The 21,229-nt window shown below is 66.6% G+C and carries 15 protein-coding genes; 6 read left to right on the top strand and 9 right to left on the bottom strand.

The features are described 5' to 3' along the window. Nucleotides 1–240 precede the first annotated feature (240 nt). From pssA to IE083_RS02020, 3 genes are all read right to left on the bottom strand, one after another. Nucleotides 241–1,581 carry a CDP-diacylglycerol--serine O-phosphatidyltransferase gene (pssA, locus tag IE083_RS02010; RefSeq protein WP_189351977.1) on the bottom strand — a complete coding sequence of 447 codons (1,341 nt, stop codon included), beginning with the start codon at nucleotides 1,579–1,581 and terminating at the stop codon, nucleotides 241–243. A gap of 87 nt (nucleotides 1,582–1,668) precedes the next feature. After that, nucleotides 1,669–2,766 carry a polyamine ABC transporter substrate-binding protein gene (locus IE083_RS02015; protein WP_189351978.1) on the bottom strand — a complete coding sequence of 366 codons (1,098 nt, stop codon included), beginning with the start codon at nucleotides 2,764–2,766 and terminating at the stop codon, nucleotides 1,669–1,671. Between the two features lie 131 nt (nucleotides 2,767–2,897). Further along, nucleotides 2,898–4,190, bottom strand: coding sequence for a glutamine synthetase family protein (locus tag IE083_RS02020; protein ID WP_189351979.1), 1,293 nt, complete (start codon nucleotides 4,188–4,190; stop codon nucleotides 2,898–2,900). Nucleotides 4,191–4,506: 316 nt separating this feature from the next. Here IE083_RS02020 and IE083_RS02025 point away from each other — a divergent pair, with 316 nt between their 5' ends. The 4 genes from IE083_RS02025 to IE083_RS02040 all read left to right on the top strand — a co-directional run bounded on the left by IE083_RS02025 (nucleotide 4,507) and on the right by IE083_RS02040 (nucleotide 9,006). After that, entirely contained in the window at nucleotides 4,507–5,046 is a 540-nt protein-coding gene (locus IE083_RS02025; protein ID WP_047968362.1) for an RNA pyrophosphohydrolase, read from the top strand. A gap of 15 nt (nucleotides 5,047–5,061) precedes the next feature. Further along, nucleotides 5,062–5,673: a DUF2238 domain-containing protein gene (locus tag IE083_RS02030; RefSeq protein WP_189352074.1), complete on the top strand. Its 612-nt coding sequence runs from the start codon at nucleotides 5,062–5,064 to the stop codon at nucleotides 5,671–5,673. A gap of 19 nt (nucleotides 5,674–5,692) precedes the next feature. Continuing rightward, complete coding sequence (gene parE, locus IE083_RS02035; RefSeq protein WP_189351980.1) at nucleotides 5,693–7,660, top strand: DNA topoisomerase IV subunit B; 1,968 nt, start codon at nucleotides 5,693–5,695, stop codon at nucleotides 7,658–7,660. Between the two features lie 128 nt (nucleotides 7,661–7,788). Then, complete coding sequence (locus IE083_RS02040; protein ID WP_189351981.1) at nucleotides 7,789–9,006, top strand: 6-phosphofructokinase; 1,218 nt, start codon at nucleotides 7,789–7,791, stop codon at nucleotides 9,004–9,006. Nucleotides 9,007–9,020: 14 nt separating this feature from the next. On the opposite strand, the gene metE is transcribed toward IE083_RS02040, so the two are convergent. After that, nucleotides 9,021–11,306: a 5-methyltetrahydropteroyltriglutamate--homocysteine S-methyltransferase gene (gene metE / locus IE083_RS02045; protein ID WP_189351982.1), complete on the bottom strand. Its 2,286-nt coding sequence runs from the start codon at nucleotides 11,304–11,306 to the stop codon at nucleotides 9,021–9,023. 97 nt (nucleotides 11,307–11,403) lie between these two features. On the opposite strand from metE, the gene IE083_RS02050 reads away from it, so the two are divergent. Continuing rightward, nucleotides 11,404–12,330: a LysR family transcriptional regulator gene (locus tag IE083_RS02050; RefSeq protein WP_189351983.1), complete on the top strand. Its 927-nt coding sequence runs from the start codon at nucleotides 11,404–11,406 to the stop codon at nucleotides 12,328–12,330. A 58-nt stretch (nucleotides 12,331–12,388) separates the two neighbouring features. Here IE083_RS02050 and IE083_RS02055 read toward each other — a convergent pair whose 3' ends face one another. Further along, complete coding sequence (locus tag IE083_RS02055; RefSeq protein ID WP_189351984.1) at nucleotides 12,389–15,073, bottom strand: HAD-IC family P-type ATPase; 2,685 nt, start codon at nucleotides 15,071–15,073, stop codon at nucleotides 12,389–12,391. 219 nt (nucleotides 15,074–15,292) lie between these two features. On the opposite strand from IE083_RS02055, the gene IE083_RS02060 reads away from it, so the two are divergent. After that, the gene (locus tag IE083_RS02060; protein ID WP_189351985.1) at nucleotides 15,293–16,138 is read left to right on the top strand and encodes a universal stress protein; all 846 of its coding nucleotides are present in this window, start codon (nucleotides 15,293–15,295) and stop codon (nucleotides 16,136–16,138) included. 78 nt (nucleotides 16,139–16,216) lie between these two features. On the opposite strand, the gene ntrC is transcribed toward IE083_RS02060, so the two are convergent. The 4 genes from ntrC to glnA all read right to left on the bottom strand — a co-directional run bounded on the left by ntrC (nucleotide 16,217) and on the right by glnA (nucleotide 20,952). Then, nucleotides 16,217–17,668, bottom strand: coding sequence for a nitrogen regulation protein NR(I) (ntrC, locus tag IE083_RS02065; RefSeq protein WP_189351986.1), 1,452 nt, complete (start codon nucleotides 17,666–17,668; stop codon nucleotides 16,217–16,219). A gap of 22 nt (nucleotides 17,669–17,690) precedes the next feature. Next, entirely contained in the window at nucleotides 17,691–18,755 is a 1,065-nt protein-coding gene (gene glnL, locus IE083_RS02070) for a nitrogen regulation protein NR(II) (protein WP_189351987.1), read from the bottom strand. A gap of 119 nt (nucleotides 18,756–18,874) precedes the next feature. Continuing rightward, nucleotides 18,875–19,327, bottom strand: coding sequence for a DUF4124 domain-containing protein (locus IE083_RS02075; RefSeq protein WP_189351988.1), 453 nt, complete (start codon nucleotides 19,325–19,327; stop codon nucleotides 18,875–18,877). A gap of 206 nt (nucleotides 19,328–19,533) precedes the next feature. Beyond that, on the bottom strand, nucleotides 19,534–20,952 hold the full coding sequence (glnA, locus tag IE083_RS02080) for a type I glutamate--ammonia ligase (RefSeq protein ID WP_229799554.1): 1,419 nt from the start codon (nucleotides 20,950–20,952) through the stop codon (nucleotides 19,534–19,536). Nucleotides 20,953–21,229 lie beyond the last annotated feature (277 nt).

Here is a 21,229-nt window from a genome sequence, read left to right on the forward strand (position 1 = left end):
GGACACTGCCAGACGCCCCTTAAACAAAGCCCAGCTCAATCGAGCTGGGCTTTGTGCTTTGCGGCGCGCGCAAAACGCGGAATACAGCAAGCCCGGCCTGGCGGCCGGGCTTGGCTTTGGGATAACTGCGGCCAACCTTGTGCTCCGCATTTCCCGTTGACGACCAATTCCCCTTGATAAGTAGCACCGTGGCGTGCTTCTGCCTGGCGGTTCGTGCCCGCTTCCTGTTGCTGGAAAGCGTTACAAAAGCCGGTTGAGCAGGCGGTCGAGGCGGATGCGTTTGAGGCGACCGAGCAGGGTTTTGACTGCGGCGGGATAGTCGCGCAGCGTTTCCAGCTGGCGATAGTGTTGCAGTAGCCGGGTGTGATGGCGGATGTTGTCGAGCTCGGCGGCGCTTTGCGGCGCCAGCTGTCCGGCGGGATCGTGCAGCAGCAGGCCGTTTTCGAGATCGAGACGGAAGGCGCGCGGGTTGAGGTTGTTGCCGGTGACCAGCTGCCAGTCCTGGTCGATCCAGACCCCCTTCAGGTGGTAGCTGTTGTGCTCGTGCTGCCACAGGCGTAGCTGCAGTTTGCCCTGTGCGATTGCGCTCTGGTTGCGTTTGGCGAAGCGGCGCAGATTGCTCTCGTACAGGTAGGGCAGCGCCGAAATGACGCGGAATGGCTCGCTGGGCGGGATGTAGAAGTCGTTGGCGGTCTTGTCGCCGACAATGATCTCGACCTGTAGTCCGTTCCTGATCTGCTTTTGCAGGATGCGCAGGATGCTCTTCGGCGGGTTGAAGTAGGGCGTGCACAGGATGATACGATGCTGGGCGCTGCTCAATAGCTGTTCGATGCGCTGGTTGAAGCGGTTGTCCTTGCCGACGCCGCTCAGCGGCGTGATGCTGATGCGGCCGCGCTCGGCTGTTGCCGGCGCCGGCAGGTAGTCGTAGCCGGCCAGCCGTTGTCGCAGCGACCTGATGTCTTCCTTGGCGGGACGTGGCAGACCGGGGAGATCCAGGCGCTGCACGCCGGGGGAGGGCAGCAGCTGCTGGCACAGGTAGTGCGAAAAGCTGTCGGCCAGCCCGCGATCCCTGATCAGGTGGTAACGGTCGAAGCGGTAGCGTTCGCCGACATGCAGATAGACGTTGTTGAGGCTGGCGCCGCTGTAAATCAGCCAGTCGTCGATCACGAAGCCCTTCAGGTGCAGCACGCCGAACAGCTCCCGTGTCTGTACCGGCACGCCGTAGATCGGGACCTGTTCGCGGCCGAAACGGGCGCTGACCTCCTGGTACCATTGCGCGTTGCCGGCTTGCTTGCCGGCGCCGATCAGGCCGCGTCGCGCACGGTGAAAATCGACAAACACGCGGATGTCCAGCTGTGGTCGTTGCTGCTTGGCTTGATGCAGTGCCAGTAGGATCGATTCGCCACCCTCGTCGTGCTGCAGGTACAGGCTACACAGGTGGATACGCTGCTGCGCCTGTGCAATCTGCAGCAGCAGTTGCTGATGAAAACTCTTGGCGTCGTGCAGCACATGGATGTTGGCCGCATCAACGGCAAAGCCGTTGCCGGCGGGGGCCGGACGGCGGGATGAAAAAAGCGGCATGCTGGCGAGTGGTGTCCGTGAAGATTGCAGTTGCCATTGTGAATGAAAAAAGGCCGGAATGTTCCGGCCTTTTTGCTTGTGTGGCGCTTATTTGCGGGTCTTGAATTCCTGCCACAGGCGGGTAGTCAGACGCTGGATTTTCGGATCCATCGGCAGCATCACGAAGCTCTTGGCCATCACTTCCTTGCTCGGGAAGATCGACGGGTTGGCCAGGTTGGCCTTGTCGATGAACTTGCGGGCCGGCAGGCTGCCCGGCGCGTAGGTCACGGCATTGGCGTTGGCCGCGGCCACCTTGGCGTCCAGGCTGTAGTTGATGAACTTGTAGGCGTTGTCGGCGTTCTTGGCGTCTTTCGGGATCACCATGCTGTCGATCCAGATGCCGACGCCTTCTTTCGGCACCAGTGCCTGCACCTTGACGCCGCTCTTCACTTCCACGGCGCGGGTACGGGCGATGTTGATGTCGCCGCCGTAGCCCAGCACCAGGCACAGCGAGCCACCGGACAACTCATTGATGTAGCCGGAGGAGGAGAAGCGGGTCACGTGCGGACGGATGGTTTTCAGCAAGTCGGCCGCGGCGCGGTAGTCGGCTTCGTTCTTGCTGGCCGGGTCCTTGCCCATGTAGTGCAGTACGATCGGGAATACTTCCGCCGGGGAGTCGAGCATGCTCACGCCACAGCTTTTCAGCTTGGCCGCGTGTTCAGGCTTGAACAGCATGTCCCACTGGTTGGCCGGCAGCTTGCCGCCCAGTGCCTTGGTGGCGCGGTCGGTGTTGATGCCGATGGTGTTGATGCCCCAGAAGTACGGTACCGCGAACTTGTTGCCCGGGTCGAACTTGGTCATCAGCTTCATCAGCTCCGGGTCCAGGTCCTTGTAGTTCGGCAGTTTGCTCTTGTCCAGCGGCAGGTACAGGTTGGCCTGGATTTGCTTGGCGAGGAAGGTGTTGGACGGCACGACGATGTCGTAGCCGGATTTGCCGGTCAGCATCTTGGCCTGCAGGATTTCGTTACTGTCGTAGACGTCGTAACGGACCTTGACGCCGGTTGCCTTCTGGAAGCCGGGGATGGTGCTTTCCGCGATGTAATCCGACCAGTTGTAGATGTTCAGTTCGTTGCTGGCAGCTACGGCGCTACCGGCGTAGGCGGCGCTGATGGCGCCCAGAAGCAGGGTGCGGGCAAATCGTTTCATTCAAGTTTCTCCTGGCGATGCGGTTCAGGTAATCGAACACGTTATTTTGACGGCAAAACGCTACTTAAAACCAGTGCTTATTAAACCCCCGCGGCCGGCCGGCCGGCAAGCCGCGACGCGAGGCTGCCGGCTCATGCCTGCTGTAGTAACTGCTGGCGTTCCCATGGTGTAATGGTACGCGCGAATGTCTGCCATTCAACCTCTTTCAGTGCACAGAAGCTGGCCACGAACTGCGGATGCAGCAGCGGGTGCAGAGCCACTTCGTCGCGCAGGGCGCTGATCGCCTGCGGCAGGCTGGTGGGCAGGGTGGCCGCCATGCCGTAGGCACTGCCGGATAGCGGCGTGCCGGGGGCGATGACCTGTTCCATGCCAAGCAAGCCGCAGGCCAGCGTGGCGGCGATGGCGAGGTAGGGATTGCAGTCCATGCCGGGCAGGCGGTTTTCCACGCGCCGCGCCGCCGGGCTGCTGTCCGGCACGCGCAGGCCGCAGCTGCGATTGTCGATACCCCACTCGACATTGATCGGCGCCGCGCTGTGCGGACACAGGCGGCGGTAGGCGTTGGGGTTGGCCGCCAGCAGCAGCATCGCCGCCGGCAGGTAGCGTTGCAGGCCGCCCAGGTAGTGCCAGAAGCACGGTGCGGCGCTGCCGTCCGGCTGGCTGAACAGGTTGTGGCCGTGGGCATCGACCAGGCTCTGGTGGATGTGCATCGCGCTGCCGGCGTCGTCGGCGAACGGCTTGGCCATGAAGGTGGCCAGCAAGCCGTGGCGTGCGGCCAACGTTTTGGCGCTGCGCTTGAACAGGAATACCTGGTCGGCCAGCGCCAGCGCGTCGCCGTGCTGCAGGTTGATCTCGAACTGGCCATTGCCGACTTCGCCGAGCATGGTGTCGCTGGCGATGTGCTGCTGTGCGCACAGCTGCTCCAGCTCGGCGAAGAAGGCGGCGTGGGCCGGCGCGTGAACCACGCTGTAGGGCTGGCGCGTGGCGTTAAGCGGCTGGCCGTCGGCGGCGAGCAGGTAGAACTCGATCTCGGGCGCGACCACCGGCTGCCAGCCGCGCTGCCGGTAGGCGGCCAGCACACGCTGCAGTACGTTGCGCGGCGCGAACGGGATCGGCTCACCGTCGGCGTCGAGACAGTCGTGGATCAGCTGCGCGACGCGCTGGCCGTTGCCGCTGTCCGGCTTCAGGCACAGGGTGCGCGGATCGGCGCGCAGGCGCATGTCGGGGTCGCTGTCGGCGACCAGTTGCTGTTGCGGATCGCCGTCCAGGGTCTGGATCAGGCTGACCTGTGGGAAGCGCTGTTCGGCGCTGTCGAGATAGCTGTGGCAGGGAATGAGTTTGCCGCGCACCTGGCCGTTGAGATCGGGAAACAGGCACTCGATGTGGCTGACGCGTTGCTCGCTCAGCCATTGCTGCAGATCGGACATGTCGGATACCTTTGCTGCGTGAGTTGTCGGGAAACGGACAATTCAGCGCGGGCGGCCGTAGGTACTGAGCGGCTGCTCAAAGACGCCCAGCGGCAGCCGGATCTGGCTGGCGGCAACGGGCGTGGTGCAGCAATAGGGCATCGTGGACTCCGGGCGGCGGGTCGTGTGTTTATTTTTTTAACCTAAAAATCGCAAAAACGTCAATTTTATTTAACGATGGCCTCCGACGATGGGCGCCGGCGCCACACCTTGCTCATGGCGGCTACCGGCAAAATGTGCAAAAATCCGGTCAACTAACGATATTGCAGGTTTTGTCATGCTGGACCGGGACGGATACCGCCCCAATGTCGGAATCATCCTCGTCAATCATCATAACGAGGTGTTCTGGGGCAAGCGCGTGCGCGAGCACTCGTGGCAGTTTCCACAGGGCGGCATCAAGCCGGGCGAAAGCCCGGAAGCCGCCATGTATCGTGAACTGGAAGAAGAAGTCGGCCTGTTGCCGCAGCACGTCAAGATTCTGGGGCGTACCCGCGACTGGTTGCGCTACGACGTGCCTACCAACTGGGTGCGCCGCGAGTGGCGCGGCAGCTATCGCGGCCAGAAGCAGATCTGGTTCCTGTTGCGGCTCACCGGCCGCGATTGCGACGTGTGCCTGCGCGCCACCAACCATCCGGAGTTCGACGGCTGGCGCTGGAGCGACTACTGGGAACCGATCGACAACGTGATCGAATTCAAGCGCGACGTGTACGAGCGCGCGCTCACCGAGCTGATGCGCTTCATCAAGGGCGTGGAAAGCCGTGGCGAATATCTGGGGCGGGTGGCTGGCAGCCGGCACCGGCAACCGGACGGGAGCTAATCCTTGAGCAATTCGATGCCTTCGCGGCCACGCACTGCATTTGCAGGCGTGGCCGTTGTTGCTGCCTGGTCGGCATGGCTGCCGGCCGACGTCGCGGTGTGGTGGATGGAAGCGCTGCCGGCGGTGGTCGGCCTGCCGCTGGTCTGGCTGCTGTGGCGGCGTTTTCCGTGGACAAGGTTGGCCGCATGGGCGATGGCGCTGCACGCGGTGGTGCTGCTGGTCGGCGCACACTACACCTACGCCGAAACCCCGCTCGGCTTCTGGCTGCAGGAGGCCTTCGACTTTAGCCGCAACCACTACGACCGCATCGGCCATATCGCGCAGGGCTTCTTCCCGGCGCTGCTGGCGCGCGAGGTGCTCAGCCGCAAGACGCCATTGCGTGGCGGCTGGCTGGCCTTTCTCGCTACCTGTTTCTGCCTGGCCTTCTCCGCGCTGTACGAGCTGATCGAATGGTGGGCGGCGCTGGCCCTGGGCGCCGGTGCCGATGCCTTTCTCGCCACCCAGGGCGACCCGTGGGATACGCAGTGGGACATGTTCCTGGCGCTGTGCGGCGCCGTGCTGGCGCAGCTGACACTGGCGCCGCTCCACAACCGACAACTCGCGACGCTGCAGGCGGCGCGTTACTGAATCTCTGAATAGAGCAACCATGACGCAACAGAATTACGACGAATCCTCGGTCCGGGTACTCAAGGGGCTGGAGCCGGTCAAGGAACGGCCCGGCATGTACACCCGCACCACCGACCCCACCCACATCTGCCAGGAAGTGATCGACAACGCCGCCGACGAGGCGCTGGGCGGCTTCGCGCGCAAGATCGCGGTCACCGTGCACCTGGACGGCTCGCTGAGCGTGGAAGACGACGGCCGCGGCATCCCGGTCGGCCTGCATCCGCAGGAAGGCGTGCCGGTGGTGGAACTGGTGTTCACCCGCCTGCACGCCGGCGGCAAGTTTAACAAGAAGGACGGCGGCGCCTACGCTTTCTCCGGCGGCCTGCACGGCGTCGGCGTGTCGGTGACCAACGCGCTGTCGACGCGGCTGGAAGTGGAGGTCAAGCGCGAGGGCGGCGTGCACCGACTGGTATTCGCCGGCGGCGATGTGATCGAAGCGCTGGCGCGCATCGGCGACTGCGGCCCGCGCACCAGCGGCACCCGCGTGCGGGTGTGGCCGGACGGCAAGTATTTCGAAAGCCCGCGCTACTCGATGCAGGAGCTGGAACGCCTGCTGCGCGCCAAGGCGGTGCTGCTGCCGGGCGTGGCGGTGACGCTGACGGTGGAGCGCCCGGGCGGCGACGAGGTCAAGGTGTGGCAGTACCCAGAAGGGCTAAAGAGCTATCTGGCCGAACTGTGCGGCGACGACGAGCCTATCGCGCCGCTGTTCGCCGGCGAAGCCTACATCGGCGACGACCACGAGCAGTTCGCCCGCGGTGAGGGCGTGCAGTGGGCGATGGCCTGGTTCGAGGACGGCGCCAGCGGCGAGAGCTACGTCAACCTGATCCCGACCCCGGTGGGCGGCACCCACGAGGCCGGCCTGCGCGCCGGCGTGTTCGACGCGGTGAAGAGCTTCATCGACCACCACAACCTGCTGCCGCGCGGCGTGAAAATCATGGCCGAGGACGTGTGGAGCCGCGTGCGCTTCGTGCTGTCCGCCCGTGTGCTGGACCCGCAGTTCCAGGGCCAGACCAAGGACAAGCTCACCAGCCGCGATGCGCTGAAGCTGATCTCGGGCCTGGCGCGCGACCCGGTGGAGCTGTGGCTGAACCAGCACGTGGAAGCCGGCAAAAGAATCGCCGAGCTGGCCATCCGCCAGGCGCAGAGCCGCCTGAAGTCGGTGAAGAAGGTGGAGAAGAAAAAAGGCTCCGGCGTGGCGGTGCTGCCGGGCAAGCTCACCGACTGTGAGAGCGAGGACATCGAGCGCAACGAGCTGTTCCTGGTGGAGGGCGACTCCGCCGGCGGCTCGGCCAAGCTGGCGCGCGACAAGGAATACCAAGCCATTCTGCCGCTGCGCGGCAAGGTGCTCAACAGCTGGGAGACCGACCGCGACCAGCTGTTCTCCAATGCCGAGATCCACGACATCGCCGTGGCCATCGGCGTGGACCCGCACGGCGTGGACGACACGCCGGACCTGTCCGGCCTGCGCTACGGCAAGATCGCCATCCTGTCCGACGCCGACGTGGACGGCTCGCACATCCAGGTGCTGCTGCTGACGCTGTTCTTCCGCCACTTCCCGCGCCTGGTCGACAACGGCAACATCTACATCGCCCAGCCGCCGCTGTTCCGCGTCGACGTGCCGGGCCAGGGCAAGAACCGGCCGCCGCGCAAGTTGTACGCGCTGGACGAGGGCGAGATGACCGCGATCCTCGACCGCCTGCGCAGCGAAGGGGTGAAGGAAAACGCGTGGAGCATCTCGCGCTTCAAGGGCCTGGGCGAGATGAACCCGGAGCAGCTGAAGGACACCACCATGAACCCGGACACCCGCCGCCTGTCGCGGGTGCGGGTGCGCGCCGGCGCCTTTGCCGAAACGCGCGACATGTTCGTGATGCTGATGGGCAAGGGTGAGGCCTCCAGCCGCCGCAGCTGGATGGAAGCCAAGGGCAACGAGGTCGAAGCCGACATCTGAGCCGTATCGGCGCCGCAAGGTTGGCCGCAAGCCCGTCCGGGCTGGCGGCCTTTTGGTTGCGGTCAACCTTGCGCGCCAGCGGCAGCAGGGCTGGCTACAATTCGGCTATAGCCACCACGAGAAGCATCATGTCCCGTCTGCTCTACTTGCAGTCCGGCGGCCCCAGCGCCGTGCTCAACAGCTCCGCCCAGGGCGTGATCGAGGCCGCGCGTGCGCGCGGCGTGGCGGTGTGCGCCGCCGCCGACGGCCTCGCCGGGCTGCGTGCCGGGCGGCTGCTGGATCTGGACGCCGCCGGCGCCGACGATATCGCCCGCCTCGGTAGCCTGCCGGGGGCGGCGTTCGGCAGCAGCCGCGACATCCTGGCGCCGTTCGAGGACGATGCCGCCGGCTGGCAACAGCTGGCCGAGGTGCTGCGCCGCTTCGACATCGGCCAGGTGCTGCTCAACGGCGGCAACGGCTCGATGGAGACGGCGCAGCTGCTGCAGCAGCTGGGCGAGCGTTTCGCGCTGTCGCTGCAGGTGGTCGGCATTCCGAAGACCATCGACAACGATCTGGAGGGCACCGATTTCAGCCCCGGTTTCCCGTCGGCGGCGAAGTATCTGGCCAGCAGCCTGCGCGAGGTGACGCTGGACGTGCTGAGCATGGCGCAGCAGCGGGTGTTCATCATGGAGACCATGGGCCGCCACGTCGGCTGGCTGACTGCGGCCTGCGCGCTGGCGGCGTTGCCGGGCGAGGAGGCACCGTTGTTGTTGCTGCCGGAGGTGGCGTTCGACGAGGCGCGGCTGCTGGCAGCGGTGCGGCAGCGGCTGGCGGCGCGCGGCTGCTGCGTGATCGCGGTGTCGGAGGGGCTGCGCCATGCCGACGGCCGTTTCGTGGCGCAACTGCAGGCCGATGCGGTGTACGGCCACGAGCACCTCGGCGGCGCCGGCATGTGGCTGGCGCAACGGCTGCAACAGCAACTGGGGGTGAAGGCGCACGTGGCGCTGGTGGACTGCCTGCAGCGCGCGGCGCGGCATCTGGTGTCGGCGGTCGATGCGCAGCAGGCTTACCGACTGGGACAGCAGGCGGTGGCGATGGCGCTGGCCGGGCAGGGCGGGGTGATGCTGGCGCTGCAGCGGCAGCAGGGCGCCGCCGGCGTCGACTGGCAAGTGTCGCCGCTGCCGCTGGACGAGGTTGCCAACCGCGAGCGCGCGCTGCCGGCGGACTTCATCGCCGCCGACGGCCTGTCGGTGACGCCGGCGTTCGACGCCTATTTGCGGCCGTTGCTGCAGGGCGAGCAGCCGCTGGCCTTTGTCGACGGCCTGCCGGACCTGCGCTGTCCGGCGTGGCCGCCGCTGCTGTCCTGACGCCCTGACTCCGGTCAGGCCTGTGCGGTGGCGTTCAGCTTCGCGCGCAGGCGCTTGGTGACGTTCACCATCGCCTGCAATGCGGCCTCGGTTTCCGGCCAGCCGCGCGTTTTCAGGCCGCAGTCCGGGTTCACCCACAGCCGCTCGGCCGGGATCACCTGCAGCGCCTTGTCCAGCAGCTTGTCCAGTTCGGCTTCGGTCGGAAGGCGCGGGCTGTGGATGTCGTAGACGCCCGGCCCGATCTCGTTCGGGTAGCGGAAGCTGCCGAAGTCGCGCAGCAATTCCATGTCCGAGCGCGAGGTCTCGATGGTGATCACGTCGGCGTCGAGCGCGGCGATGGCCGGCAGGATGTCGCCGAATTCCGAGTAGCACATGTGGGTGTGGATCTGGGTGCTGTCGTCGACGCCGGCGCAGGACAGGCGGAACGCCTCGCCGGCCCAGGCAAGGTAGCCGTCCCGGTCGCCGCGCTTGAGCGGCAGGCCCTCGCGCACCGCCGGCTCGTCGATCTGGATCACCTTGATGCCGGCGTTTTCCAGGTCCAGCACCTCGTCGTTGATCGCCAGCGCGATCTGCTTGCACACCGCGCTGCGCGGCAGGTCGTCACGCACGAAGCTCCACTGCAGGATGGTGACCGGGCCGGTGAGCATGCCCTTCACCGGGCGGCTGGTCAGACTCTGCGCGTACACCGCCCAGCTGACCGTCATCGGTGTCGGCCGTGCCACGTCGCCGTAGATCAGCGGCGGCTTCACGCAGCGGCTGCCGTAGCTCTGCACCCAGCCGTACTCGGTGAAGGCGAAACCGGCCAGCTGCTCGCCGAAGTACTCCACCATGTCGTTGCGCTCCGCCTCGCCGTGCACCAGCACGTCGATGTCCAGCTGCTCCTGCTTGCGGATCACCAGCTCGATCTCGGCCTGCATCGCCGCCTCGTAGCTGGCCGCATCGAGCTCGCCGCGCTTGAACGCGGCGCGCGCGGCGCGGATCTCGCTGGTCTGCGGGAAGGAACCGATGGTGGTGGTCGGCAGCAGCGGCAGCTTCAGCCACGCGTGCTGCTGCGCGGCGCGCTGCGCGAACGGGCTGGCGCGGCGGTCGCTGCCGGCCGGCAGTGCGGCCAACCTTTGCGCGACCTCGGCGCGGTGGATGCGCGGGCTGCTGCGGCGCTGCTCGCGGGCGTAGTTGCTGGCCGAGAGCTCGTTCTCGATGCTGGCGCGCCCCTGCTGCAGGCCGCGCTTGAGCAGCTTCAGCTCGTTCAGCTTCTGCACCGCGAACGCGAGCCAGCTCTTGAGATCCACGTCCAGCTTGATTTCCTGCGCCAGGTCGAACGGGCTGTGCAGCAGCGAGCAGCTGGGCGCGAGCCACAGCCTGTCGCCCAGCTGCGCGTGCAGCTGCTCGGCCTGCCGCAGCACCGCGTCGAGGTCGGCGCGCCAGATGTTGCGACCGTCGATGACGCCGGCGGACAGGATCTTGTCCTGCGGCCAACCCTGGCTGAATGCGGCCAGCTGTTGCGGCGCGCGCACCAGGTCCAGGTGCAGGCCGGCCACCGGCAGCGCCTTCAGCCATTCCGCGTGGGTGGAGACGTCGCCGAAGTAGGTGGCCAGCAGCAGCTTGAGCGGGCTGGCGGCCAGCTGTTCGTAGGCGGGGGCGAAGGCCGCCAGCCACTCGGCCGGCAGGTCCAGCGCCAGGATGGGCTCGTCCAGCTGCACCCAGTCCACTTTTGCGGCATTGAGGGCCGCGAGCAGGTCCTGATAGGTTTGCAGCAGCGCCGGCAGCAGGCTCAGGCGGTCGAAGGCACTGCCCTTGCACTTGCCCAGCCACAGCAGGGTCAGCGGCCCGATCAGCACCGGCTTGGCCTTGATGCCCAGCGCCTGCGCCTCGGCGATCTGCGCCAACAGCGGTGCCGGGTTGGCCGCAAACGCGGTGTCGGCGTGCCACTCCGGGACCAGGTAGTGGTAGTTGCTGTCGAACCACTTGGTCATCTCGATGGCGTGCTGGCTGCGGTTGCCGCGTGCCAGCTGGAAGTACTCGGCGCTGGAAAGGCTGGCCGCGTCGAAGCCGAAGCGGCGCGGGATGGCGCCGACCAGCACCTGCGCGTCGAGCACGTGGTCGTACAGCGAGAAGTCGCCGACCGGGCTGAGGTCGAGACCGGCGCCTTTCTGCAGCAGCCAGTGCTTCTGGCGCAGCTCGCGCGCGCCGGCCTGCAGCGCGGCGTCGTCGATCTCGTTTTTCCAGAACTGCTCGACCAGGAATTTCAGTTCGCGTTTGGCGCCGATGCGGGGGAAGCCGGCAAGATGAATGGTGCTCATGTTGGTGTCTTTCTGTATGAAATTTGTGCATTGATCATGCGATAATCATCGGCATGAGACAAATTCATTATTTTGCTACTTCACATGAGGCTGATTCATGACTCAGAGCCTGCTGGAACTACGCCACCTGAAGACGCTGCTGGCACTGGCCGAGACCGGCAGCGTGTCGCAGGCGGCGAAACGGGTGTTCCTGACGCAATCGGCGCTGTCGCACCAGATCAAGGCGTTGGAGGCGCACTACGGCCTCAGCCTGTTCGAGCGCAAGACGCAGCCGCTGCGGCTGACGCCGGCCGGCGAGCGCCTGCTGCTGCTGGCGCGCGAGGTGCACGCCAGCATCGGCGCCGCCGAGCGCGACCTGGCGCGGCTGCGCGAGGGCGAGGCCGGCGAGCTGCGCATCGCGGTGGAGTGCCACACCTGCTTCGACTGGCTGATGCCGGCGATGGACAGCTTCCGCCGGCACTGGCCGGCGGTGGAGCTGGACATCGTGTCCGGCTTCCATGCCGATCCGGTGGGCCTGCTGCTGACCGGGCGCGCCGATCTGGCCATCGTGGCCGAGGCGGAGGCGCACCCCGGCGTCACGCACCAGCCGCTGTTCGGCTACGAGATGGTGGTCATCGCCGCGCACGACCATCCGCTGGCGGCGCAGCCGGTGTGGCGGGCCGAGGATTTTGCCGCCGAGACGCTGATCAGCTACCCGGTGCCGGACACGATGCTGGACCTGGTGCGCAAGATACTGAAGCCGGCCGGCATCAACCCGGCGCGGCGCACCTCGGAACTGACCATCGCCATCATCCAGCTGGTGGCCAGCCGCCGCGGCGTGGCGGCGCTGCCGTTCTGGGCGGTGAAGCCCTATCTGGAACGCGGCTACGTCAGCGCCGCGCGCATCGGCGAGGCCGGCCTGCACAGCGAGCTGTACGCGGCGCTGCGCAGCGACGACGCCAAGCTGGCCTATATGCAGGACTTCCTCGCCACGGTGCGCGAGCAGAGCTTCGCCACGCTGCCGGGGCTGAGCGTGCTGGGGTGACATGCTTGCGGCCAACCTTGTGCCGGTCGCGCAAGGTTGGCCGCAAGATGGACAGGGTTCAGCGCCGCAGCAGCGCCTTTTCCGCCTCGATCAGCAGGAAGGCGAGCACGCCGCTGGCCGCGATCAGCCCCCAGTGCGCGAGCGCCGGCGACGCGGTGCCGAACAGGGTGTGCAGCCAAGGCAGGTAGCTGAACGCCAGCTGCAGCACGATCAGGATGGCCACGCACCACAGCGCGATGCGGTTGCCGCCCAGCACGCGCAGCGTCAGCGCGCTGCTGTGCTGGTGGCGGCTGTTGAACAGGTAGGCGATCTCGATCGCCACCATGCTGTTCACCGCCAGCGTGCTGGCCAGTGCCTGCGAGTGGCCGCCGTCCAGCGCCCACAGGTAGAGCGCGAACGGCAGCGTCACCATCAGCACGCCGACGAAGGCCAGCCGCCACACGAACAGCGCGTCGATCAGCCCGGCCCGTGGCGGCCGCGGCGGGCGCCGCATCACGCCATGCTCGGTCGGCTCGAAGGCGAAGGCCAGCGCCAGCGTCACCGCCGACACCATGTTCACCCACAGGATCTGCACCGGGCTGATCGGCAGCGCCACGCCGAACAGGATGGCGGCGATGATGATCAGCGCCTGGCCGACGTTGGTGGGCAGGATGAACAGGATGGCCTTTTTCAGGTTGTCGTACACGGTGCGGCCCTCGCGCACCGCCAGCGCCAGGGTGGCGAAATTGTCGTCGGTGATCACCATCTCCGCCGCCTCCTTGGCCGCCTCGGTGCCCTTGCCGCCCATGGCGACGCCGACGTCGGCCTGTTTCAGCGCCGGCGCGTCGTTGACGCCGTCACCGGTCATCGCCACCACCTCGCCGTTGTGCTTCAGCGCGGCGATCAGGCGCAGCTTGTGTTCCGGGCTGGCACGGGCGAACACGTCGATATCGCGTACCGCCTGCGCCAGCGCCGCGTCGTCCAGCGCGTCGATGTCGCTGCCGCTCAGCGCGCGCCGTCCGTCGCCGATGCCGAGGCGGCCGCCGATGGCGGCGGCGGTGCCGGCGTGGTCGCCGGTGATCATCTTGATGCGGATGCCGGCGCTCTGGCACAGCGCCACCGCCTGCGCCGCCTCCTCGCGCGGCGGGTCGATCAGGCCGACCAGGCCGAGCAGCAGCAGCTGGGCCTCGGTGTCGGCAAAGTCCAGCTCGCTGCTGCAGTGCGCCTGGCGCCGCTCGGCGATGGCCAGCACGCGGTAGCCGTCGGCGGCCAACGCTTGCGCCTGCTGCTGCCAGAACGCCGCCTCCAGATCGGCGATGCCGTGCTCATGCTGCTGGTGGCTGGCACGGGCCAGCAGCACCTCGGGCGCGCCCTTGAGCAGGATCAGGCGGTGGCCGTCGTGGTCGTGGTGCAGGGTGGCCATGAAGCGGTGTTCCGATTCGAACGGGATCGCGTCCTGCCGCGGCAGGCTGTGCAGCAGGCTGGCCAGCGGCAGCTGCGCCTTGTGCGCCAGCGTCAGCAGCGCGCCCTCGGTCGGGTCGCCGCTGAGCTGCCACTGGCCGGCAACGTGCTGCAGGCTGGCGTCGTTGCACAGCGCCGCCGCGCGCAGCAGCGCGTCCAGCGGCGCGTGCTGGCCGTAGTGCAGCGGCGCGTCGTCGTGGAACAGGCCGCCTTCCGGCGCGTAGCCGACGCCGCTGACGCGCAGCTGGCGCTCGCGGGTGACGATACGGCCGGCGGTCATCTCGTTGCAGGTCAGGGTGCCGGTCTTGTCGGAGCAGATCACCGTCACCGCGCCCAGCGTCTCCACTGCCGGCAGCTTGCGCATGATGGCGCGCTGGCGGGCCATGCGCTCGATGCCGATGGCCAGCGTGATGGTGACGATGGCGGGCAGCCCTTCCGGAATCGCCGCCACCGCCAGCCCGACACCGGCCATGAACATGTCCTGCCAGCCATAACCGCGCCAGTACACGCCCAGCAGCAGGGTGAGGCCGGCCACCAGCAGCGTGGCGCCGGTCAGCCAGCGCGCGAACTGGTCCAGCTGCCGCATCAGCGGCGTGACGTTGTCGCCGACCTGGTCGAGCATCGCGTTGATGCGCCCAAGCTCGGTGTCGCGACCGGTGGCGATCACCAGCCCGCGTGCCTGGCCGGAGCTGACCAGGGTGCCGGCGTAGGCCATGTTGCGGTGCTCGGCCAGCGGCGTCGCCGCCGGCAGCGCGGCAAAATCCTTGCTCACCGGCAGTGATTCGCCGGTCAGCGCCGCCTCGTCGAGGCGCAGCGAACGGCCGTCGAGCAGGCGCAGGTCGGCCGGCACCTTGTCGCCGCTTTGCAACAGCACGATGTCACCGGGCACCAGCATGCTGGCGTCGACATCGTGGCGTTCGCCGTCGCGGATCACCGTCGCCTGCAGCGCCAGCATGTTGCGGATCGCTGCCAGCGCGCTCTCGGCACGCCCTTCCTGGATGGTGCCGATCACGGCATTGATCAGCACCACGCCGAAGATCACCGCGCTGTCCACGTAGTCGGCCAGCAGCAGGGTGCCCAGCGCGGCGGCGAGCAGCACGTAGATCAGCAGGTTGTGGAATTGCAGCACAAAGCACAGCCACGGGCTCTTCGTGGCCGCCTGCGGCAGGCTGTTGCGGCCGTAGCGTTGCAGCCGCTGCGCCGCCGCCTGCCGGCTGAGACCGTCGTCGCTGCTTTGCCAGTACCGCATTGCCTCGGTGCTGTCCTGGGCATGCCAGTGCGGGGCGGGTGTTGCAGGCTTCATGGACAGGCTATCCTTGAGTGAACTGCACGCAGTGTAGAGTGGTGCAGCCGGTGCATGGTTTCCATGCCGGAGTATGTCTTGATGGATCGCAAAGATTGCCGCAAAACTTTCCGCAGCCGGTGGCGTCAATGAGATGATCTGCCCGCACGGGTAGGCAGCTTGCTGACGGCATGTCGGTGCCGGAGACTGCCGGCGTATTGAAACAAAAGGAATGCGGTGATGATGAAGAAGATTCTGCTGGTGCTCGATAGCGGCGACAGCGCCCTGCTGGCGCGTGACTATGCGCTGCAGCTGGCCAAACGGCACCAGTGTGCGCTGACGGCGCTGGCGCTGATCGACGGTGCCCCGCTGCTGGAAGGCGAGGCGATGCCGCCGGGGGCTTTCGCCTATCGCATGGCGCGCGATGCCAGCATGGAGCAGCGCTGGCTGGACAACGCGCGCGGCCTGCTCGACAGTGCGCGCGCGCAGGCCGGCGAGCTGGATATCGAACTGGCCAGCGTGCTGGCCGAGGACGGCCGCCCGGAGGACGAGCTGGCCAGGCACGCACCGCGGCACGACCTGCTGGTGGTGTCCACCGACAGCCACCTGGGCGAGAGCCAGCGCCCGCACGACAGCCGCTGGCTGGAAAACTACCTGCTGAATCCGGCGCGGCCGATGTTGCTGTTCTCGGCGGACACCGTGGTGCCCGAGCATCCGCGCTGCGTGGTGCTGGCCTACGACGGCAGCCCGTGCGCCGCCCGCGCGCTGCAGCAGTTCGTGTTCCTCGGCCTCGCCCACGATCTGCCGCGCAAGGTGATCGCCAACCACACCGATCCGCAGGAGGCAGAGCGCCTGGCCTGCGAAGGCGCCGCCTATCTCGCCGGCCACGGCCTGCCGGCGGAGCCGGTGGCGCTGACCGCGCGCGGCTCCACCTCGCAAACCCTGATCGCCGCCGCCGACAGCCACGGTGCCGCGCTGCTGGTGATGGGCGCCTTCGGCCACAACAGCTGGAAGGAGCGCCTGTTCGGCTCCACCACCCGCACGCTGATGAAGCATAGCCACGTGCCGCTGCTGATGTTCCACTGAGCCGCGAGGCGCAACAAAACGGTCAGCCGTCCATGCGACGGCTGGCCGTTTTGTTGTCGGCCGCGGCGGGCGGCGGCCTCAGTCGCCGCCGTGTTCCAGCCCCAGTTCCTGGATCTTGCGCGTCAGCGTGTTGCGGCCCCAGCCCAGCAGGTTGGCCGCTTCCACCTTGCGCCCGCCGGTGTGGGCGAGGCCGCTCCGGATACAGGTGCTTTCGAAGCGGGCGGTGAGGTCGTCGATGATGCCGGTTTCACCTGCGGCCAACCTTTGCGCCACCTCGCGCGCCAGCAGCATGGTCCAGTCGCCTGCCGGTTGCGGTGCAGGCCCGCCTTCTGCGGCGAGCGGCAGCTCGATGGTGCCGCCGCTGCCAGCGATCAGCTCGGGGCGGAATTCCGGTGGCAGGTCCTGCATCTCCACCGACTGCCCCGGCGCCATCACCGTGATCCACTGGCACAGGTTTTCCAGCTGGCGCACGTTGCCGGGAAAGGCGTAGTGCTGCACCAGCGCCATCGCCGCCTCGGACAGCCGCTTCGGCTCCACGCCAAGGTTGGCCGCACTGCGCGCGAGGAAGTGGCGCACCAGCAGCGGGATGTCCTCGTTGCGCTCGCGCAAGGGCGGCAGGCGCAGGCGGATCACGTTGAGGCGGTGGAACAGGTCTTCGCGGAACTGGCCGAGCTTGACGCGCTCTTCCAGATGCTGGTGGGTGGCGGCGATCACGCGCACATTGGCCTTGATCGGGGTGTGACCGCCGACGCGGTAGAAGTGGCCGTCGGACAGCACGCGCAAGAGCCGCGTCTGCAGCTCGGTCGGCATGTCGCCGATCTCGTCCAGGAACAGGGTGCCACCTTCAGCTTCTTCGAAGCGGCCGCGGCGGGTGCCCAGCGCGCCGGTAAAGGCGCCTTTCTCGTGGCCGAACAGCTCCGACTCCAGCAGGTCTTTCGGAATCGCCGCGGTGTTGAGCGCGATGAACGGTTTGGCCGAGCGTACCGAGTGGCGGTGCAGCGCCTCGGCGACGCGCTCCTTGCCGGTGCCGGATTCGCCGGTGATCAGCACCGTGACGCTGGATTGCGACAGGCGGCCGATGGCGCGGAACACGTCCTGCATCGCCGGTGCCTGGCCCAGCAGCGCCGGCATCGCCTCGGCGTCCTCGCTGGCCGCCTCGCTGCTGCGACTCTCCGCCAGCGCGCGCTCGATCAGCGCCACCGCCTGGTCGACGTCGAAGGGCTTGGGCAGGTATTCGAAGGCGCCGCCCTGGAATGCCGCCACCGCCGAGTCGAGATCGGAGTGCGCGGTCATGATGATCACCGGCAGCGCCGGATGCTCCTGCTTCACCTTGCCGAGGAATTTCAGGCCGTCGGTGCCCGGCATGCGGATGTCGCTGATGATCACGCTGGGGCAGGCGTCGTACAGCGCGTTGAGCGCGTCGTCCGCGCTGGAGAAGCTCTGGTAGGCGATACCGCTGCGCGCCAGCGATTTTTCCAGTACCCAGCGGATCGCCTTGTCGTCGTCAATGATCCAGACCGCTTGCGTCATGCTTGTTCGCCTTGAAGTAGTTTTATTGGTCCGGGCCGAATGGCATCAGTACCGTAAAGCAGGTGTTGCCCGGACGGGATTCGAATTCGATGGTGCCGCCGTGCTGGTGTACGAAGGTCTGCGCCAGCGTCAGGCCCAGGCCGGTACCCTCGGCGCGCCCGGTGACCAGCGGGTAGAACACGTGGTCGCGGATGTCGTCGGGGATGCCGGGGCCGTTGTCGATGACTTGCAATTTCAGTGCCAGGTTGTGGCGCTTGCGGGCGAGGGTGACCTGGCGCGCGACGCGGGTGCGCAGGATGATCTCGCCGCTGCCCTTCATCGCCTGCACCGCGTTCTTGGCGATGTTGAGCACCACCTGGATCAGCTGTTCCTTGTCGGCGGCCAGCATCGGCAGGCTGACGTCGTAGTCGCGGCGTACCGTCAGCCCCTGCGGGTACTCGGCCAGCAGGATGCTGCGTACCCGCTCCAGTACTTCGTGGATGTTGACGTCGCTGGCGATGTGGCGGCGGTGCGGCGCCAGCAGGCGGTCGACCAGATGCTGCAGCCGCAGCGCCTCCTCGCGGATCACGCCGGTGTATTCCAGCAGCTCGGGGCGGTCGGCGATCTCGTGCTCCAGCAGCTGCGCCGCGCCGCGGATGCCGCCGAGCGGGTTCTTGATCTCGTGCGCCAGGTTGCGGATCAGCTCGCGGTTGGCCTGTTGCTGCAGCAGCAGCCGTTCCTCGTTGGCGATGCGCAGCTGCTGGTCGATCGGGCGCAGCTCGACCAGCGCCAGGCGCGGCGGGCTGTCGATCGGGGTCACGGTGAGGCCGATGTGCAGCGGGATGCCGCCCTCCGGTACCAGCTCCAGATCGTGCTCGATATAGCTGCCGGCATGATCCAGCGCCATCTGCACCGCGTTCTTCAGCGCACGCGCGTCATGGAACAGCGCGTACAGCGAGTGCTTTTGCAGCTCCTTGCGGCCAACCTTGAGCAGGCTTTCGCAGGCCGGGTTGGCGAACAGCAGCCGGCCGTTGCGCTCGACGATCATCACCGGTGTTTCCAGCAACTCCAGACCGGCGTACTGCTGCGGATAGTTTGGGGGTGTCATGGGAGCATTCCACATTGCCTGTACCGGTATTAGCAAGAAACAAGCCCGGGCGGGAACGGTCTGGCGACCGCCATGCGATATAGTTTGCCCTGTTTTGGTGCGTCCGTGTCGTTTTGGTGCTAGTTGGCGTTGCCCAGTTCCTGCTTTAGCGCCGCGATATTGCGTTCGCGGTCGGTGACCGCATCGCGCAGGCGCTGCAATTGGGCGGGCGGAGTGCCGGCTTTCTTGCCGGCGTCCTGCAGGCTTTGCCGCGCTTCGCCCAGTGCGCGCTGCTCGTTGTCCAGCTCGGTCTGCAGGATGCGGCGGCGGCCGGCGTCACGCTGGCGCTGGGTGCCGCTGTCCACCGGCGGAATGTGCGCCGGGCCACTGTCTGCCCGCGGATTGCGGCTGCGGGGTGTCGCCGGGCGTACTGCAGTCGTGGCCGGGGTGAGCTGGATGGCGTGCGCCCCGCGCAGTGGCACATCGGTGAAGGTGACATGGCCATCCTTGTCGACATATTTGTAAATGGCGGCGGCGCTGGCCGCAGTGGCAGCGCTGCACAGCAGCAGTAAAGCGAAAAGCAGGCGCGGCATGACGTCACCAGGGAAAACGGACCAGTGCCGATGATAGTGAAAGTTGCGGGCCAAGTCAGCGTGATGGTGTCCTGCGCCGGCAGGCGTGCTGGCGGTTGCGGCCAACGTTGGCCGCAGGCCGTGGCCGCACAATGAAAAACCCGCAGCGCCGGTGGCGCTGCGGGTTGGTGCGGCAGGTTCCGGACGGCGCCGGAACGCGCGTCAGCTTACAGCGAGTAGTACATCGCGAATTCCACCGGGTGGGTGGTCATGCGGGTCAGGTTCACTTCCTTCATCTTCAGCTCGATGTAGGCGTCGATCCACTCGTTGGAGAACACACCGCCACGGGTCAGGAACTCGCGGTCTGCGTCCAGTGCAGCCAGCGCTTCGTCCAGCGACGCGCACACGGTCGGGATCAGCTTGTCTTCTTCCGGCGGCAGGTCGTACAGGTTCTTGTCGGCGGCATCGCCCGGGTGGATCTTGTTCTGGATGCCGTCGAGGCCCGCCATCAGCAGGGCGGAGAAGCACAGGTACGGGTTGGCCAGCGGATCCGGGAAGCGGGCCTCGATACGACGGCCTTTCGGGTTGGCCACGTGCGGGATGCGGATCGAGGCGGAACGGTTCTTGGCGGAGTAGGCCAGTTTCACCGGTGCTTCGTAGTGCGGAACCAGACGCTTGTAGGAGTTGGTGCCCGGGTTGGTGATCGCGTTCAGGGCCTTGGCGTGCTTGATGATACCGCCGATATAGTACAGGGCGATGTCGGACAGGCCGGCGTAGCCGTCACCGGCGAACAGGTTCTTGCCGTCTTTCCAGATCGACTGGTGCACATGCATGCCGGAACCGTTGTCGCCAACGATAGGCTTGGGCATGAAGGTCGCGGTCTTGCCGTAGCTGTGCGCCACGTTGTGTACCACGTACTTCAGGATCTGGGTCCAGTCGGCACGCTGGGTCAGGGTGCTGAACTTGGTGCCGATTTCGTTCTGGCCGGCGGTGGCCACTTCGTGGTGGTGGACTTCGACCGGTACACCCAGTTCTTCCAGCAGCAGCACCATGGCTGAGCGGATGTCTTGCGAGGAGTCAACCGGCGGAACCGGGAAGTAGCCGCCCTTCACGCCCGGACGGTGGCCGGTATTGCCGCCTTCGAATTCTTCAGCGGAAGCCCAAGCCGCTTCTTCGGCCTTGATCTTCACGAAGCAGCCGGACATGTCGGTGCCCCAGGTGATGCTGTCGAAGATGAAGAATTCCGGTTCCGGGCCGAAGAATGCAGTGTCACCGATGCCGGAGGCCTTGAGGTAGGCTTCGGCGCGCTTGGCCACCGAGCGCGGGCAGCGGTCATAACCCTTGCCGTCGGCCGGGTCGATCACGTCGCAGGACATGAATACAGTCGGCTCGTCGAAGAATGGGTCGATCTTGGCAGTGGCAGGGTCAGCCATCAGCAGCATGTCGGAGGCCTGGATGCCTTTCCAGCCGGCGATGGAGGAGCCGTCGAACGCGTGGCCGTTCTCGAACCATGCATCGGCATCGTCCAGCACGACGTGAGCAGGAATGGTCACGTGCTGTTCTTTACCCATTGTGTCGGTAAAGCGCAGGTCGACAAATTTTACGTCGTTTTCGGTGATGAGCTTGACTACGTCTGCAACCGCCATGGTGATCTCCTAAATGAGCTAGCTAAGTGCATCGATCTGGATGGCACAAATTTATGTGCCGGGATAAAAGCATGAAGCGTGCCAGCCGCAACCGGGTCTGGGAACGCCCATTTTGCCACATTTGCCGGCATCTGCCGTGCCGCGATTGCACGGGCATGGTGCCATTATTGTGCAGATTGCGCCATGTTGGTGCATTGTGTCGTTCGTGACTGCGCCGGGGCGTATTCACGGTACCGGCCGCGGGATGACAGTCATTGAACACTGCATTACTGTAGCG

The sequence above is a fragment of the Vogesella fluminis genome, from assembly GCF_014652335.1.
GTDB classification, from domain to species: domain Bacteria; phylum Pseudomonadota; class Gammaproteobacteria; order Burkholderiales; family Chromobacteriaceae; genus Vogesella; species Vogesella fluminis.